Genomic DNA, 16,866 nt, shown 5'->3' on the forward strand with positions numbered 1-16,866 from the left:
GCGGTCTTCCCTCAGGCGGCCTGGCGGGGTGCGACGATGGTGGATGTCAGCGAAGGCTCCTCCTCCGCCGGGGCGGCGGCCAGACGGGGCTCCAGCGCGGCGGCGGCGTGGTTGAAGGCATCGAAGGTCGCCCCGAACTCGTCGCGGCGGCGATGCGAGATGCGGAAGGAGAAATTGCCCTCCGCCGCATCCTCCAGTGCCTGTTGCAGGCGGCGGAGCGGGCGCTCGATCAGGTCGGCGCTGAGCCAGCCGATCAGCAGCACGACCAGCATCACGAAGGCGGAAAGCGCGATCAGCAGGTTACGGCTGGTCTCGATCGCGGCGTCCAACGAGGAGCGGCGCAGCACGAGGTCGACCTTGCCGAAATCGGCCCCGGCATAGCGGATCGGGCTGACGAAGCGGAAGCCGGTCAGCCCGTTCGGGTCGGCCACGTTGGTGACGACGTCGTGGCTGGGGGTGGAGACCGGCGTTTCCCCGCGCGGCGCGACATAGAGGCGGCCGACAAGCTGCCGGTCGCTCGCGGCGCGGACCATGCCGCTGCCGTCGACGATGACGAGGCGCGCGATGCTGCCGTCACGCCCGGCCGTCTCGATGAAGGCCTGGAGCGGCGCCCAGTCCTGCTGGTCGATCGGCAGGCTGGCATTGTCGGCGGCGAGCACGGCGGCGTTGCCGGTGACGAAGGCGGTGATCGACGAGCCCGAGACGACGGCCATGTGCTCGAGCACGCGCTCCTGCCGGTCGAGCACGGTGACGACGCTGGCGGCGAGCGCCAGCGCGGTGGCGCCGGCCAGCATCAGCGGCAGCTTGAAGCGCAGCGCGAGGCCCCGGCGGCGGGGGCGCTCCTCATGGCGACAGGCTTCCCACTCGCGGCGCAGCGCGGCGAGGAGCTGGTCGCCGTCGACGAAGCGCTTCTCCGGCTTCTTGGAGAGCAGCTTGTCGATGATGAAGCGCAGGCCCTTGGGGCAATCCGGCGCGAGATGGGCGATCGGCTCGGGCTCGGCCTGCGCGATCTGGAGCATCAGCGTGGCGAGCGTGCCGCCCGAGAAGGCGGGCTTACCGGTCAGCATCTCGTAGAGGACGGCGCCCAGCGAGAAGAGATCCGAACGATGGTCCACCGCGAGGCCGAGCGCCTGCTCGGGGCTCATGTAGCGCGGCGTGCCGATCATCAGGCTGGTCTGCGTGCCGAGCAGTTGCGCGTCGCCGGACACCGGGTCCGCCTCGCCGATGCGGGCCACGCCGAAATCGAGCAGCTTGGCGGTCTGCCCGTCGGCCGAGATGAGGATGTTGGAGGGCTTCACGTCGCGATGCACGATGCCGCGCGTATGGGCGTAGGCGAGCGCGTCCGCCATCTGGATGCCCAGCGCCAGCACGCGCTCATAGCCCATGCGGCCATGTGTCTGGAGCACCTCGTCGAGCGGCTGCCCGGCGACCATCTCCATCGCGATATAGGCGGTGCCGTCCGCCTCGCCGACATCGTGGATGGTGGCGATATGCGGGTGGTTGAGCGTGCCTGCGGCGGTCGCCTCGCGGACGAAGCGGCGGCTGAGATCGGGGTCGCTGCGATATTCGGCCTTCAGGGCCTTGATCGCCACGACACGGTCGATCCCGGTGTCATAGGCGCGGAACACCTCCGCCATCGCCCCTTCGCCGATGCGATCGTCGATCCTGTAACGGCCGAGCATCGTCATGTTGCGTTCCCGGGAAAGACTCCGCTGGTCATCCTATACCCCAGTCATGGTTAAGCAAACGTTCCGCTTATCTCTTGACCTGGACGGCGCGCGCGATGCGCTCCGCACGGGCGAGGTCTCGCGCGATCAGCGGGTTCGCCGGATCGAGCAGCGCGGCTCGGCGCAAGAGCGTCAGCGCGCGGCCGATCTGCCCCTGATTGAGCGCGTTCAATCCGGCGCTGCGCAATTGCCGCGCGAGCGCGGGATTGGCGATCGGCGCGGGCGGCGGCGTGGGCTTGGCCGGATGGGCCTCGGGCGGCGGCGGTGGCGGCGCGGGCCTGGGGCGCGGCGGCGGCGGAGGAGGTGGAGGCGGCGTCACCGGGCGCGGCGGCTCGCCGGGGATGCGCAGCGGCGTGCCGGGCGCCAGGTTCGCGGGCACCTTGATGTTGTTGTAACGGGCGAGCTGGTAGAATTTCAGCCGGTTGCCGAGGAAGCGCTCGGCCAGCCCGATCATCGTCTCGCCGGGCTGGACCGCGCGCGTCTGGTAATTGGGGCCGAGCAGCTCCACCGGATCGCGATCGAGCGATTCCAGCAGGACGTGCGCGTCGGGATCGTCGGGGCGGCGCTTCAGGATCGCCTGGAGCTTCCTGCGCGCGGCGGCCTCCTTGCCCTGATTGAGCAGGGCGACGACGGCCTCCGTCTGCGCGGCCGTCTTCGCCGCCGCTCTGGCCGCCGGTGTCGCGGGGTGCGGCGCGCCGCCCGGCCCGCCGGCGGTGCAGGCGGCCAGCGCCAGCGCGGACAGAAGCGCGATGCTCGAAGGCAGGCGGCGGAGGATCATGCACGAAGCCTTTCGGGCGGATCGGCCGCCAGCCGTTCGGATAGGAGGTCTTCGTCGCGGACGAAATCCCGGAACGCCGCGGCATCGAGCGGCGGCGCGAAATAATAGCCCTGGAAATGGATGCAGCCATGGCGCCGCAGCCACAGATATTCGCTGCGCCGCTCGACGCCTTCGGCCACCACGCGGATGCCGAGCCCCTTGCCCAGCGCCAGGATGGCGCGGCAGATCGCCTGGCTGTCCGCCCGCTGATCCACGTCGGTGATGAACTCGCGATCGATCTTCATCTTGTCGAAGGTCATTTTGCGCAGCGTGCTGAAGCTCGAATAGCCGGTGCCGAAATCGTCGATGGCGATGGCCACGCCCAGTTCGCGCAGATGCTGGAACAGCCGCGCGCTGTGCTGGACGTCGATCGCCGCCACCGTCTCGGTCAGCTCGATCTCGAGCGTGCCGGGGGAGAGCGAATGGCGGGTCAGCGTCCGCTCGATCAGCCGGGCGAGGTCGACGCGGCCCAGTTGCCGGCCGGAGATGTTCACCGCCACGCGCAGGCCCGGCAGCCCCTCCCGCTGCCAGTCGCGCGCTTCCCGGCAGGCGCGGTTGAGCACCCAGAGGCCGACCTCGTCCGCCAGATCCGAGGCCTCCATGATCGGCACGAACAGCGAGGGCGGGACATGGCCCTGCTCGCGATGGTTCCAGCGCAGCAGCGCCTCGGCACCGAAGACACGGCCGGCCTTCGCGTCGATCAGCGGCTGGAAATGCAGCTCCAGCTCCTTGCGGTCGATGGCGCGGCGGAGATCCTGCTCCAGCCCGTAATGCTGGCGGGCGGCCTCGACGGGATCGGCATCCTCGCCCTCGCCGGACGGGCCGATCCCTCCGATCGCGCGGGCCAGCAGGATGTCCGGCCTGATGCCGTCCTGCGGCGCGCGGGCGGTGCCGATGCGGATTTCGGGGAGAATCTCGCGATCGCCGTCGCGGATGGCATCGCCCAGCGCATAGGCCAGCGCGTCGAGCTGGGCGAGGGCGGCCTCCGCCGTCCAGCCCGCGTCGTACCAGATCGCCAGCCGCGCGCGGTCGACATGCGCGATCAGCCGATCCTCGCCCAGCATCCGCCGCGCCCGCTCGACGATGACGGCGAAGGCCTGCCGTGCCAGCTCGGGCTCGAAGACGCTGAGCTTCCTGAAATCCGCGAGCGTCACCACGCCGAGCAGGCCGCCGGCCTCGATCTCCTGCCCGATCCGCGCGAACAGGGCCTCGCTCGTGGGAAGGTCGCTCATCGGAGGAGGCGGCTCGATGGGGGCGGGATCATGGGCGAGGGGCGCCGCCTGCCGCGCCCGCGCCGCGCTGTGCCGCTCGACCAGAAGCACGCGGACGAAGCAGCCCGCCGCCAATATCGCCGCGACGCCGGCCAGCCATGGGCCTCGGCCCTCCTCGCTCGCCAGCCGGGCGGACAGGGCGGACAGCAGCAGCCCCACGCCGCAGGGCAGGGTCTGCCCTGTTGCGACGCGATGCCACCTTCCGCCGGCCGATCCCGCTACCCGCGTCACAGATCCTCGCAATGTTGAAGACGTTCCATAGCATCGGCATCAGAAACAAGGGGTTAAGAGAGGTATGACGTTTGGAGGAGATGCCGGCGCCTTTCCCGTCTAAGGGCATCGGCACACAGCAAGACGGAGATTGGGAATGATCGTGGAGGGCGGCTGCCATTGCGGGATGGTGCGGTTCGAGGCGCGGGTCGACGGGCCGGAGGTCGAGCTGCTCGACTGCGACTGCTCGATCTGCCGGATGTCGGGCCATCTCCATCTGATCGTACCGGATACGCGCTTCCGTCTGGTCGAGGGCATGGGCGAGACGACGACCTATCGCTTCGGCACCGGCAAGGCGCGGCACATCTTCTGCAAGCAGTGCGGAATCAAGAGCTATTATCGCCCCCGCTCGCACCCGGAAGGCATCAGCATCAACTGGCACTGCCTCGATGAGGGCCATGGGCTGACGGCGAGGATCGTCCCGTTCGATGGCGCTTACCCCGCCTGAACCGGGCCGCTCTCGGCCTCGGCGGCGACATCCTCGCCCAATAGCGCGTCGGTGAAGCGCCGGCGCCACCACAGCACGTCCTCGCGCTCCACCACGTCCATCAGCGCGCGCCATCGCCGGATACGCTCTTCCTTGGGCATTCCGAGCGCGGTGACGATCGCGTCGGACATCTCCTCGGCGCTGTAGGGATTGACCAGCACCGCCTCCCGCATCTGGAGCGCCGCGCCGGCGAAGCGCGAGAGGATCAGCACGCCGGGGTCTTCGGGGTCTTGCGCGGCCACATATTCCTTGGCGACGAGGTTCATGCCGTCGCGCAAGGGCGTGACCAGCCCGATCCGCGCGGCGCGATAGATGCCGGCCAGCACATGCCTCGGGAAACCCTGGTTGACGTAGCGGATCGGCACCCAGTCGATATCGGCATAGGCGCCGTTGATCCGGCCGGAGAGCCCTTCGAGCTGGAGGCGGATGCGCTGATAGGTCTCGACATCGCCGCGCGACGGCGGGGCGATCTGGAGGAGGAAGACCTCCTTGCGCTGCTCGGGATGGTCGACGAGGAACCTCTCATAGCCGTTGAAGCGCTCTTCCAGCCCCTTGGAATAATCGAGCCGGTCGACGCCGACGATCATGTCCCGCCCGTCCGCGCTGTCGCGCATCCGGCGGTAGGTGAGCCGCGCGACGGGGCTGGCGGCGGCCTCCACGAACTCGCGCGTGTCGATGCCGATCGGGCAGGCGATGGCGCGGACCTGCCGCTCGCCATAATGGATCAGCCCGTCCTCGCCGATCGTCGCGCCCATCTCGTGGACGGCGAAATCGGTGAAGGCCTCCAGCCATTCCTCGGTGTGGAAGCCCACCACGTCATAGGCGAACATCGTCGCCACCAGCTCGATCGCATGGGGCAGCGACGAGAGCAGCCGGCGCGGCGGCCAGGGGATATGCAGGAAGAAGCCCATCCGGTTGCGGCAGCCGCGCCTGCGCAGCTCATGGCCGAGCGGGATCATGTGATAATCCTGCACCCACACCACGTCGGCGGGCTCGATCAGCGGGCGGATGGTATCGGCGAAGCGCTCGTTGACGCGCTGGTATCCGTCGGCGAAGCCGCGCTCGAACTCGGCGAGATCGATGCGATAGTGGAACAGCGGCCACAGCGTCCGGTTGGCGTAGCCGTTGTAATATTCGTCGATGTCCTGCTCTTCGAGGTCGATGGTGGCGGTGGTGACGCCCTCGCTGCGCTGGAAGTTGATCTGGCCGGTGAACTCGTCGGTCTGCTCGCCGGACCAGCCGAACCAGATGCCCCGATATTCGCGCAGCGCCGCCTGAAAGGCGACGGCGAGCCCCCCTTGCGCGCCGGACTGGCCCTTGGGCGCGGACACACGGTTGGAAATGACGATCAGACGATTCATCGGATGGCGGCCCAGGGCTTGGATAGGAGAACGGCGCAATTAATCATGCCCACCAGCGAATAGGTCTGCGGATAGTTTCCCCACAGTTCGCCGGTGGCGGGGTCGATATCTTCGGAGAGCAGGCCGGCGGCGGTGCGGCGGAGCAGCATCTCCTCGAACAGGCGGCGGGCATCCTCGGTGCGGCCGGTCTGATAGAGCGCCTCGATCAGCCAGAAGGTGCAGACGTTGAAGGCCGATTTGGGCAGGCCGAAATCATCCTCGCTGTCATAGCGCAGCATGTCGGTGCCGCGCCGCAGACCCGTCTCCAGCGCGTAGAGCGTCGCGCGGTAGCGGCGATCCTGCGGCGAAAGGAAGCGCAGGTCCAGCAACTGGATCAGGCTGGCGTCGAGATTGTCGCCGTCGAAGGTGGCGGAGAGGCGCTGCGTATCCGTCCGCCACGCCATGTCGACGACGGTGGCGTGGATCTTGTCGGCGCGATCCTGCCAGAAGTTCGCGCGGTCGGGCAGGCCCAGGCGGTGGGCGGCATTGGCCAGCCGATCGCACGCCGCCCAGCACATCGCCGCCGAATAGGTATGGACCGACTGCCGCGTGCGCAGTTCCCACAGGCCGGCGTCGGGCTTGTCATGCACCTCCCAGGCGAGGTCTCCGATCGCCTCCAGCGCGGTGAAGTCCTCGACGCCCGCCATGCGGAACAGCCGATGGTCGAAGAAGGCCTGCACGTTGCACAGCACGATCTGGCCGTAGGCGTCGTGCTGGACCTGCTCATAGGCCTGGTTGCCGACCCGCACCGGCCCTTGTCCGCGATAGCCGGCGAGGCCTTGCTCGATCCGCTCCTCCAGCTTGGCCTCGCCCAGCACGCCGTAGAGCGGCTGGATATGCCCGCCTCGCGCGCCCTCGACGATGTTGCGCAGATAGGTGAGATAGCTTTCCAGCACGTCCAGCGCGCCGAGCCGGTTGAGCGCCTGCACGGTGTAATAGGCGTCCCTGATCCAGCAGTAGCGATAATCCCAGTTGCGCCCCGAATCCTCATGCTCGGGGATCGAGGTGGTGAGCGCCGCGACGATCGCGCCCGTCTCCTCATGCTGGCAGAGCTTGAGCGTGATCGCCGAGCGGATCACCACGTCCTGCCACTCGAACGGCGTCGCGAGCCCGCGCACCCACGCCTGCCATTCCACGGTCGTGTCATGGAGCATCCGCTCGATGGCGGGGGCGAGGCCGGTCGAGAAGCTCTCGTCGGGGCCGAGGAAGAAATAGAGCGGATGCTCGACCCGGAAGACGCGTTCCTCGACGATATAGCCGATCGGCGCGTTGGTGGAGAGGCGCACCGCCTCGCGATCGAGGATGTAGCGGACGTGATGCGATCCGGCGGTGTGCTCGACGTCGCTGTTGCCCCATCCGCGTGTCGGGCGCAGCCGCACCCGGATGCGCGGGCTGCCCGATACCGGGCGGACGACGCGCACGAACGCCACCGGACGATAGATGCGTTCATTGCTGGTGAAGCGCGGGCAGAAATCGATGATCTCCACCGCATTGCCCTGCTCGTCCTCATGGCGGGTGACGAGGATGGGGGTGTTGCGCAGATAGGCCTGATCGCTCTTCACGCAGCCTTCGAGGTCGATCGCCCAGACGCCCTTGGCGTCCGCGTCGCCGGCCTCCGTGCCCGAGAGCAGCGAGGAGAAGACGGGTTCCCCGTCCACGCGCGGCAGGCAGGCCCAGACCAGCCGTCCGGCGCGATCCACCAGCCCGGAGACCTGGCAATTGCCGATCGGCCAGAGATCGAGATTGGTCGTCATGGGGAACCTTCCGGTGATGGATGGGCCAAAGATGCGTCGGCGACGCGGCCGAGCCAGTCATGCACGGCCGCGACGTCGGTGAGACGGTAGCGGGCCGCGGTCTGCCGCTCCCCGCAGCCGCCGACCAGTATGCCTGCGCCGCCGAGTGCGTCTGCCGCGACGAAGCCGGCCTCGTCGGTCAGGTCGTCGCCGAGGAAGAGGGGGCGGCTGCCCGCCATCGGCGGCTCGGCGAGGAAGCGGCGCACAGCATCGCCCTTGTCGGCGCCCGCGACGCGCAGCTCGCACACCATCTTGCCGTGCTGGAGCGAGAAGCCCTGTTCGTGCGCCACCCGCTCGGCCAGCGCGATCGCGGCGGGAGCGATGTCGGGCGCCTGCCGGTAATGGAGCGCCACGCCGAACGGCTTGTCCTCCACGACGATGCCGGAATGCGCGTCCGCGAGGCGGCGGAAGGCGTCGATCGCGGCGGCGACCGCTCCGGGCGGGGCGGGGGCTTCGCGCCGGCCGTCGGTCCAGCGCAGTTCGAGGCCGTGGCTGCCGGCGATGGCGAAGGGCGGCGCGCTCTCCCCGGCATGGAGATAGGCGACGATCTCGTCCGCCGGGCGACCGCTCACCACCGCGAGCCGTCCCTCCAGCCGCCGCGCCAGTGCCGCGATCAGCGCGCGCAGCGAGGCGGGGACGACCACCGCATCGTGCCGATCCGCGATGTTCACCAAAGTACCATCGAAATCGAGAAAGAGGCTGATCCGTCCTTCGGCCAGATGGGCGGGGACGGGGAGCAGTGAGGAGACGGATTCGGGCATCGGGTTCCGGCAAGGTGAGCGTCGCTAATGAGCAAACGCAGCACGGCAGGATCGTTCCGCAGCCGGACAGTTTTTTTCTGGTTCCCGCCCCGGCGGACGCGCGCCGATCCGCTTTTCGATCGGGCACAAAGACCGTAGGGTTGCGCTCAACAGGATGAAGAGGAAGACAGGGGTGGCGACGAATACGGTCGAAATCGAGGAGGGCGCCTCCATCGGGGCGGCGCGTGCGCGTCTGGTGATCGCGGCCTCCTCGGTCGGCACCATCTTCGAATGGTATGATTTCTTCATCTACGGCACGCTTGCGCCGATCATCGGCCGGCTGTTCTTCCCGGCGGGGAACGAGACGGCGCAGTTCCTGCTGGCGCTGGCCTCGTTCGGGGTGGGTTTCGGCGTGCGGCCGATCGGCGCGGCGCTGTTCGGCTATCTGGGCGACCGGCTGGGCCGCAAATATACCTTCCTCGTGACGGTCGCGGTGATGGGCCTTGCCACGGCCGGCGTCGGCCTCGTGCCGAGCTATGCGCAGATCGGCATCGCCGCGCCCGCGATCCTGATCGCGCTGCGCGTCGCGCAGGGGCTGGCGCTGGGCGGCGAATATGGTGGTGCTACCATCTATGTCGCGGAGCACGCACCCCGCAACAAGCGCGGCTTCTATACCAGCTTCATCCAGGCGAGCGTGATCGGCGGCTTCCTGCTGAGCCTGATCGTCGTGCTCTCCTCGCAGGCGAGCGTGACGCGCGAGGCGTGGGACGCGTGGGGCTGGCGCATTCCCTTCCTCTTCTCGCTGCTGCTGCTGGTCGTGTCCCTGTGGATGCGGCTGCGCCTCCACGAGAGCCCGGTGTTCCAGGCGATGAAGGCGGCCGGGCGTGTCTCCGGCAACCCGCTGAAGGAGAGCTTTTCCAGCCTCGCCAATTTCAAGCTCATCATCGTCACCATGCTGGGCATCGCCGCGGGCCTGACGGTGATCTGGTACACGGCGCAGTTCGGCGCGCTCTATTTCCTCCAGAACGCACAGCGCCTCGAAGATATGTGGACGCGCATCCTGATCGGCATCGGCGCGGTCATCAGCCTCGGCTGGTTCATCCTGTTCGGCACGCTGAGCGACCGGATCGGCCGCAAGCCGTCGATCGTGCTGGGCTATGGGCTGACGCTGATCCTGCTTTTCCCGCTGTTCCACGCGCTGGCCTCCGCGGCGAACCCCGGCATGGCGGAGGCGGCGCGGCGCGCTCCGGTGATCGTTTCCGGCCCGCATTGCGCCTACAACCCCTTCGCCTCGGGCACGCAGCGCGACGAGTGCGGCCAGATCCTCGATCATCTGGCGAGCAAGGGCGTGATCTACACCAAGATGCGCACCCCCGGCATCGCGCTGGTGGTCGGCGGCAGGCCGGTGGCGGACCGGTCTCCGGTGGGCATCGACAAGGCGCTGACCGCCGCCGGCTGGTCGGTCGAGAAGGTGAAGCCCACGATCGGCGGCGCGGTGGTGATCGTGCTGGTGGTGGCGGCGCTCGGCATGTTGTCGGGCATGACATACGGGCCGGTGGCGGCCCTGCTGGCGGAACTGTTCCCGGCGCGCATCCGCTATAGCTCGATGTCGATCCCCTATCATGTCGGCACCGGCTATTTCGGCGGATTCCTGCCGTTCATCAGCCAGTATATCGTCGCGCGGTCGGGCAATCCCTTCGCCGGCCTCTGGTATACCTTCGCGGTGGTGGCGATGGCGCTGATCGTGACGATCTTCTGGGTGCCCGAGACGGTGGGCGCCGATCTCGACTAGCCGCTCCGCCCCCGCTATCGCCGCCTGCGTGTCTGATCCCGCTCTTCCCGCCCTGCGCCTGACCGCCGATGGCGATGCGCTCGCCGCCAACTGGCGCTGGCTCCGCCGACAGGGCGGGGCGGCCGCCTGTGGCGCTGCCGTCAAGGCCGACGGCTATGGCCTCGGCGCGCGCGAGGCGGTCGCCCGGCTGGCACGCGAGGGCTGCCGCGACTTCTTCGTGTCGAGCTGGGCCGAGGCGGTGAAGCTCGGGCGGATGCCCGAAGGCGCGACGCTGTCCGTCCTCCACGGCGTGCGCGAGGCGGACATGGCGCCTGCGCGCGCCGGTTTCGCGCGCCCGGTGCTGAACTCGCCCGAGCAGGTCGCGCGGTGGAAGGCGGCGGGCGGCGGGCCGTGCGACGTGATGATCGACACGGGCATGAACCGGCTCGGCCTCGGCCCCGATCAGATCGGGCTGCTGGACGGCCTCGCCATCGAGACGGCGATGAGCCATCTCGCCTGCGCCGACGAGCCGGGTCATCCGCTCAACGAAGCCCAGCGCGCCCGCTTCGCCGAGGTGGCGACCGGGGTGCCGGCGCGGCGGCTGAGCCTCGCCAATTCGGCGGGCATCTGCATGGGGCCTGATTATGGCTTCGATCTCACGCGCCCTGGCCTCGCCCTCTATGGCGGCGTGCCGCGCGTCGAGGCGGAGGGGCATATCCGCCCCGTCGCGCTGGTCGAGGCCGAGCTGATCCAGCTCCGCACCGTGCCCACCGGCGAGACGGTGGGCTATGGCGCGACCTGGACGGCGCCTCGTGACAGCCGCATCGCGATCCTCAACATCGGCTATGCCGACGGCTATCTGCGTGGTTTCTCCAATGTCGGGCGGGTGCGCGCGGGCGATGCCTGGCTGCCGGTCGTCGGGCGCGTCTCCATGGACCTTCTGGCGGTCGACGCGACCGGCCATGACGTGGGCGAGGGGGACTGGCTCGCGCTCGATCCCGACCTTCCCGACGCGGCCCGCCGCTCGGGCCTGTCGCAATATGAGTTGCTGACAGGCCTCGGCCGCCGCTATCAGCGCCGGTGGACATGATAAAAGCCATCCCCGCTTTCCCCCTTCTTGCCTTCGCCGCGATCGGGCGCCTCGTCGTGGGGCTGCTCGCGATGGTCGGCCGGGTGACGAAGTTCGCGCTCACCACGATCGTGCGCGCGGTGACGCCGCCTTATTATCCGGCGCGCCTGTTCGCGCAGATCATGGAGATCGGCTGGTTCTCGCTCCCCGTCGTGGGGCTGACCGCGATCTTCACGGGATCGGCGCTGGCGCAGCAGATCTACACCGGCGGATCGCGCTTCAACGCGTCGTCCACCGTGCCCGCCATCGTGGTGTTCGGCATGGTGCGCGAGCTGGGGCCGGTGCTCGTCGGCCTGATGGTCGCCGGCCGCGTCGCCTCGGCGATGGCGGCGGAGCTGGGCACGATGCGCGTCACCGAGCAGCTCGACGCGCTCGCGACGCTGCGGACGGACAGCTATCGCTACCTGATCGCGCCGCGCCTCGTGGCGGCGGTGCTGGCGCTGCCGGTGATGGTGCTGATCGCCAATTCGATCGGCATCATGGGCGGCTATCTGCTGTCGATCTACAAGCTGGGCTTCAACCCGGCCTCCTATCTCGCCACCACGCGCCAGTTCCTGGAGTGGGACGATATACGCATGGCGGTCGTGAAGGCCGCCGTGTTCGGCTTCATCATCGCGCTGATGGGCTGCTATAACGGCCTGCACACGCGCGGCGGCGCCGCGGGCGTGGGCAAGGCGACCACCGATGCGGTGGTATCGTCCTTCGTGCTGATCCTGTTCTCGGATCTGGTCATCACCATCGTGGCGTTCGGCTGATGGCGACGGGCATGACCCCCAAGATCAAGCTCACCGACGTGGTGAAGCGTTTCGGCGAGAAGTGCGTGCTCGACGGGGTGAACCTGTCGGTCGAGCCAGGCGAGTCGGTGGCGATCATCGGCGGCTCTGGCACCGGCAAGTCGGTGACCTTGAAGTGCATCCTCGCGCTGCTCATCCCGGACAGCGGGTCGATCGAGATCGACGGGCAGGAGATCGTCGGCGCGCGCTCCAGCGAGATCGCCAGGATCCGCGCCAAGTTCGGGATGCTCTTCCAGGGCGGCGCGCTGTTCGATTCGATGCCGGTATGGCGCAACGTCACCTTCGGCCTGACGCAGGGCCGGATGCGCGAACCGGCCCGGATGCGCCACATCGCCGAGGAGAATCTGGAGCGCGTGGGCCTCGGCAGGGACATCCTGAACCTCCGTCCCAACGAGCTTTCCGGCGGTATGCAGAAGCGCGTGGCGCTGGCCCGCGCGATCGCGCCGCGCCCGGAGATCATCTTCTTCGACGAGCCGACCACCGGCCTCGACCCGATCCGCGCGGACATGATTAACGATCTCATCACCAGCCTGGTGAAGGATCTGGGCGTGACCGCGCTCACCATCACCCACGACATGAGTTCGGCCCGCAAGATCGCGGATCGGGTGGCGATGCTCTACAACGGCCGCATCATCTGGCACGGCCCGCGCGACCGCCTCTACGACAGCGGCAACCCCTATGTGGACCAGTTCGTCCAGGGGCGGGCGGACGGCCCGATCCGCTGAGCGCGCGGGTGATGTTCGATCACATCCACCATGTCGCGATCATCGCTTCGGATTATGCGCGGTCGAAGGCGTTCTACACCGGGGTGCTGGGCCTGCCGGTGATCGCCGAGGCCTATCGCGCCGAGCGGGATAGCTGGAAGCTCGACCTGAAGCTGGGCGATGCGCAGGTGGAGCTGTTCTCCTTCCCCAACCCGCCGGCGCGCGTGTCGCGGCCGGAGGCGTGCGGCCTGCGCCATCTCGCGCTGTCGGTGGCCGATCTGGATGCGGCGGTGGCCCATCTGGAGGGGCATGAGGTGGCTTGCGAGCCGATCCGCGTGGACGAATATACCGGCCGCCGCTTCACCTTCTTCGCGGACCCGGACGGCCTGCCGCTGGAGCTTTACGAGCGCTGAGTTCATGGGCGGCTAACGCCCTGATGCGGGCATATCTCCCCTCCCTGGAAGGGAGGGGGCGGGGGTGGGTTGCCCTCCGTATGACGCGACGGCAGCATGAGGATATGCCTCGCGTCGCCCCTGACATGACTTCGAAAGCGCGCGCCTTGCGCAGAAGTGCAACGGAGGAGGAACGCCTGCTCTGGAAGCGGCTTCGCCATGCCCACCCGCGCTTCACGCGCCAGTTGCCCGTTGGTGGTTATATCGTCGACTTCGCTTGTCGGGCCGCAAGGATCGTGGTGGAGCTTGATGGCAGCCAGCATCTCGATGCCGTTGCGTATGACGTGGCCCGGACCACGTTTCTCGAAAGCCTCGGCTGGCAAGTCCTGCGTTTTTGGAACAGCGACATACGCGCCCATCCCGATGGCGTGGCCGATGCAATCCTGTCTACCGTCGAAGCCCGCCTCGGGCGAACCCACCCCCGCCCCCTCCCTTTCAGGGAGGGGAGTTGAGGGCCGCAATCCACCAATCCCAGAAATAAGGCGCGCGGAGCCCTCAGGCCCCGCGCGCCGGCCCTGACTCAACCTCTTACCGCTCGACGCAGAGCGCGATGCCCATGCCGCCGCCGATGCAGAGCGTGGCGAGGCCCTTCTTGGCGTCGCGCTTCTCCATCTCGTAGATCAGCGTGGTGAGGATGCGCGCGCCCGACGCGCCGATCGGGTGGCCGATGGCGATCGCGCCGCCGTTGACGTTCACCTTCTCGGCCGGGAGCCCCAGCTCCTGACAGACCGACATCGCCTGCGAGGCGAATGCCTCGTTGGCTTCGATCAGATCGAGATCGTCGATGGTCCAGCCGGCCTTTTCCAGCGCCTTCCTGGTCGCGGTGACGGGGCCGATGCCCATGATAGCCGGATCGACGCCGGTCGACGCCCAGCTCTTCACCTTGGCGAGCACCTTGGAGCCGCGCTTCGCCGCTTCCTCGGCCGACATCAGCACCAGCGCGGCGGCGCCGTCGTTGAGGCCGGAGGCGTTGGCGGCGGTTACCGTGCCGTCCTTTTTGAAGGCGGGCTTCAGTTTCTCCATCGCCTCGATGGTGGCGCCGTCGCGGATATATTCGTCATTCTCGACGATCGTGTCGCCCTTGCGGCCCTTGACGGTGACGGGCGCGATCTCGTCCTTGAAGCGGCCCGAGGCGCGCGCCTTCTCCGCCTTGTTCTGGCTGGCTACCGAGAACTTGTCCTGATCCGCGCGGCTGATCTGATACTTCTCGGCGAGGTTCTCGGCGGTGATGCCCATATGGTAGTTGTTGAAGGCATCCCACAGGCCGTCGACGATCATCGTGTCGACCATGGTGAGGTTGCCCATCTTGGTGCCGCCGCGCAGATTCTGCGCGTGGGGAGCGAGCGACATGCTCTCCTGACCGCCCGCGACGATGATCGAGGCGTCGCCGTTGGCGATCGACTGCATCCCCAGCGCCACCGCGCGCAGGCCCGATCCGCACACCTGATTGACGCTCCACGCCGGCACTTCCTTGGGGATGCCCGCCGCGATCGACGCCTGACGCGCCGGGTTCTGGCCCTGCGCCGCCGTCAACACCTGGCCGAGGATGACCTCGGAAACCTCCTCACCGGAAACGCCGGCCTGTGCCAGCGCCGCCTCGATGGCGACGCGGCCGAGCTCGTGCGCGGGCGTCGAGCCGAACGCGCCGAGGAAGCTGCCCACCGGGGTACGCTTCGCCGCGGTGATGACGACGTCAGTCATGAATCAAAACTCCTGCTGGGACTGCATGGAACCTTATCAGGCCATATGGGGACGTGTCAGCCATTCGGCCAGCGTTTGCCACAAGCTGGCGCGCGCCCGGCCGCCGACCACCATGCCGACATGTCCTTGCGCCAATGTGACGCGCTCTCCGGCCCCCGTGGCGCTCGCCGCAGGGACGATGCGGTCGGTCGTGGAGACGATGTCGAGCAGCGGGCAGGCGAGCGCCGCCGGATCGACCACGCGTCCGCCGACCGTCCAGCGGCCCTCGCCCGGATCGTCGCGCCCGAACATGGCCTCCGCCAGCTCGCGGCCGGCGGCGGGGGTGAGGGGGGCGCCGTCGTTCGCCCAGTCCTCCAGCGCGACGAAGCGGCGGGTTGCCTGCGCGCCGCGCTCACTCTGCCCGAAGGCGATGAACTTCTCGACCGTCCGGCGCGGATCGAGCCGCCAGAAGGCCGCCTGCAACACCTCGACGGGGAGGAGGCCCATCGCGTCGGCCGTGGGGCGAGCCTGTTCCCAGATTTCGACCATGCCGCGCCGCGCCTCGTCCGGGAAGCCCGAGAAGCGCCACGGCGTTGCGATCAGCGCCAGGGCTGCCGGCGGTCGGAGCGTCGCGGCGGCGAGCGCCATGGTGCCGCCGAGGCAATAGCCCGCGATCGCCGCATCGGGGCCGACCGTCTCCATCAAGGGCAGCAGCAGCGTCTCGACATGGCCGGCGATGGTGAGGCCCGCTTCCGTCCTGTCGGGCTCGCCCCAGTCGACCAGCAGCGGCCTCAGCCTCTGCGTCGAGAGCCAGCGCAGCATCGAGACGTCGGGCAGCAGATCGAGCACATGCGGCGGATTGATGAGCGAGGGCACGAAGACCACCGGCCGCCCTTCGCCGCCATAATCCAGCAGGGAAGCCCGCCCGATCCGCGCGATCTCGGGCATCGGGGCGGGGCGGGGCTCGCGGGGGGCGGCCTGATAGGCCCGCAATCCATGCAGCGCTGCGGCCATCTTTTCGGGCTCTCCCGCCGTTTCGCTGCGCAGCATGGCGAGAAAGAGGGGAAGGGGCCTCGGCCTGTGTTGCGATGCGGAATGCTTTGATGTTAGCGTATCTTGGCACGGCAACATGCCGGGGGGAGAAGGACGAGTCATGGCGAAGTCAGCTTCCGGGTCCGATACGGTCATTATCAAGAAGTACGCTAATCGCCGGCTCTACAACACCGAGACGTCGAGCTACATCACGCTGGACCACCTCGCCGCGATGACGCGTGAGGGGCGCGACTTCAAGGTGCTCGACGCGCGCAGCGACGAGGACATCACCCACGCCGTCCTCACCCAGATCATCATGGACGAGGAAACGCGCGGGCAGACCTTGCTGCCGGTCAACTTCCTCCGGCAGTTGATCGCGCTTTACGGCGATTCGATGCAGTCGATGGTGCCGCAATATCTGGAAGCCTCGATGGAGGCGTTCCGCCGCAACCAGCAGCAGTTCCGCTCGGCCATGGAAGGCGCCTTCTCGGGCGGCCCCTTCGCCGAGATCGCCAAGCGCAACATGGCGATGTTCGAGGCCGCCGCCACCGCCTTCAAGCCGGGCAGCACGCCCGCCGGCACCGCATCCGGCGCGGAAGCGCCGGCCGCCAAGGATGACGAACTGGCCACGCTCAAGGCGCAGCTCGCCAGCCTTCAGGACAAGATCGACAAGATGGGGAAGTAAGGGCGCGAGCCCTTCTTCTTTTGCCTGCACGTTTCTGAGCGGGCGCCGAAACTCTCCCGTCATCTCGGATCAAGTCCGGGATGACGGGGCGGAGAGGCGAGGCGGCAGTCGACG

Annotated in this window: 16 protein-coding genes; 8 read left to right on the forward strand and 8 right to left on the reverse strand. The window is 68.4% G+C overall.

Annotated features, from left to right (window positions below):
* Positions 1-11: 11 nt before the first annotated feature.
* The 3 genes from FHS98_RS00790 to FHS98_RS00800 all read right to left on the reverse strand — a co-directional run bounded on the left by FHS98_RS00790 (position 12) and on the right by FHS98_RS00800 (position 3,974).
* Positions 12-1,688 carry a protein kinase domain-containing protein gene (locus tag FHS98_RS00790; RefSeq protein WP_167098394.1) on the reverse strand — a complete coding sequence of 559 codons (1,677 nt, stop codon included), beginning with the start codon at positions 1,686-1,688 and terminating at the stop codon, positions 12-14.
* Between the two features lie 67 nt (positions 1,689-1,755).
* The gene (locus FHS98_RS00795) at positions 1,756-2,505 is read right to left on the reverse strand and encodes a LysM peptidoglycan-binding domain-containing protein (protein ID WP_167098397.1); all 750 of its coding nucleotides are present in this window, start codon (positions 2,503-2,505) and stop codon (positions 1,756-1,758) included.
* The gene (locus FHS98_RS00800) at positions 2,502-3,974 is read right to left on the reverse strand and encodes a putative bifunctional diguanylate cyclase/phosphodiesterase (protein WP_341785999.1); all 1,473 of its coding nucleotides are present in this window, start codon (positions 3,972-3,974) and stop codon (positions 2,502-2,504) included. The genes FHS98_RS00795 and FHS98_RS00800 overlap by 4 nt, the downstream gene beginning before the upstream one ends.
* Before the next feature lie 208 nt (positions 3,975-4,182).
* Between FHS98_RS00800 and FHS98_RS00805 the strand changes: the two genes are divergently transcribed.
* Positions 4,183-4,533 carry a GFA family protein gene (locus FHS98_RS00805; protein ID WP_167098403.1) on the forward strand — a complete coding sequence of 117 codons (351 nt, stop codon included), beginning with the start codon at positions 4,183-4,185 and terminating at the stop codon, positions 4,531-4,533.
* Here FHS98_RS00805 and FHS98_RS00810 read toward each other — a convergent pair.
* From FHS98_RS00810 to otsB, 3 genes are read right to left on the reverse strand one after another with little or no spacing between them, the layout of a single operon-like run.
* Entirely contained in the window at positions 4,521-5,933 is a 1,413-nt protein-coding gene (locus FHS98_RS00810) for an alpha,alpha-trehalose-phosphate synthase (UDP-forming) (protein ID WP_167098406.1), read from the reverse strand. The genes FHS98_RS00805 and FHS98_RS00810 overlap by 13 nt on opposite strands.
* Positions 5,930-7,726: a glycoside hydrolase family 15 protein gene (locus tag FHS98_RS00815; protein ID WP_167098410.1), complete on the reverse strand. Its 1,797-nt coding sequence runs from the start codon at positions 7,724-7,726 to the stop codon at positions 5,930-5,932. The genes FHS98_RS00810 and FHS98_RS00815 overlap by 4 nt, the downstream gene beginning before the upstream one ends.
* Positions 7,723-8,526, reverse strand: coding sequence for a trehalose-phosphatase (gene otsB / locus FHS98_RS00820; RefSeq protein WP_208401890.1), 804 nt, complete (start codon positions 8,524-8,526; stop codon positions 7,723-7,725). The genes FHS98_RS00815 and otsB overlap by 4 nt, the downstream gene beginning before the upstream one ends.
* Positions 8,527-8,698: 172 nt before the next feature.
* Between otsB and FHS98_RS00825 the strand changes: the two genes are divergently transcribed.
* The 6 genes from FHS98_RS00825 to FHS98_RS00850 all read left to right on the forward strand — a co-directional run bounded on the left by FHS98_RS00825 (position 8,699) and on the right by FHS98_RS00850 (position 13,807).
* Positions 8,699-10,297 carry an MFS transporter gene (locus FHS98_RS00825; protein WP_167098412.1) on the forward strand — a complete coding sequence of 533 codons (1,599 nt, stop codon included), beginning with the start codon at positions 8,699-8,701 and terminating at the stop codon, positions 10,295-10,297.
* A 28-nt stretch (positions 10,298-10,325) separates the two neighbouring features.
* Positions 10,326-11,366 (forward strand): alanine racemase, encoded by a 1,041-nt coding sequence (gene alr / locus FHS98_RS00830; protein ID WP_167098415.1) that lies wholly within the window; start codon positions 10,326-10,328, stop codon positions 11,364-11,366.
* Entirely contained in the window at positions 11,363-12,160 is a 798-nt protein-coding gene (locus FHS98_RS00835; protein ID WP_167100179.1) for an MlaE family ABC transporter permease, read from the forward strand. Before alr ends, FHS98_RS00835 begins: the two co-directional genes overlap by 4 nt.
* A gap of 11 nt (positions 12,161-12,171) precedes the next feature.
* Positions 12,172-12,924, forward strand: a complete 753-nt coding sequence (locus tag FHS98_RS00840) for an ABC transporter ATP-binding protein (protein WP_167098418.1) — start codon at positions 12,172-12,174, stop codon at positions 12,922-12,924.
* 11 nt (positions 12,925-12,935) lie between these two features.
* Positions 12,936-13,316 carry an SMU1112c/YaeR family gloxylase I-like metalloprotein gene (gloA2, locus tag FHS98_RS00845; protein ID WP_167100181.1) on the forward strand — a complete coding sequence of 127 codons (381 nt, stop codon included), beginning with the start codon at positions 12,936-12,938 and terminating at the stop codon, positions 13,314-13,316.
* Positions 13,317-13,420: 104 nt separating this feature from the next.
* Complete coding sequence (locus FHS98_RS00850) at positions 13,421-13,807, forward strand: endonuclease domain-containing protein (RefSeq protein WP_167098421.1); 387 nt, start codon at positions 13,421-13,423, stop codon at positions 13,805-13,807.
* A gap of 76 nt (positions 13,808-13,883) precedes the next feature.
* On the opposite strand, the gene FHS98_RS00855 is transcribed toward FHS98_RS00850, so the two are convergent.
* Both FHS98_RS00855 and FHS98_RS00860 read right to left on the reverse strand, forming a co-directional pair.
* Positions 13,884-15,056 carry an acetyl-CoA C-acetyltransferase gene (locus tag FHS98_RS00855; protein WP_167098424.1) on the reverse strand — a complete coding sequence of 391 codons (1,173 nt, stop codon included), beginning with the start codon at positions 15,054-15,056 and terminating at the stop codon, positions 13,884-13,886.
* A gap of 36 nt (positions 15,057-15,092) precedes the next feature.
* Entirely contained in the window at positions 15,093-16,085 is a 993-nt protein-coding gene (locus FHS98_RS00860) for an alpha/beta hydrolase (protein ID WP_208401892.1), read from the reverse strand.
* Between the two features lie 103 nt (positions 16,086-16,188).
* Here FHS98_RS00860 and phaR point away from each other — a divergent pair, with 103 nt between their 5' ends.
* Positions 16,189-16,752, forward strand: coding sequence for a polyhydroxyalkanoate synthesis repressor PhaR (gene phaR / locus FHS98_RS00865; RefSeq protein ID WP_167098427.1), 564 nt, complete (start codon positions 16,189-16,191; stop codon positions 16,750-16,752).
* Positions 16,753-16,866: the final 114 nt, after the last annotated feature.

The organism is Sphingomonas oligoaromativorans (assembly GCF_011762195.1).
GTDB lineage: Bacteria > Pseudomonadota > Alphaproteobacteria > Sphingomonadales > Sphingomonadaceae > Solisphingomonas > Solisphingomonas oligoaromativorans.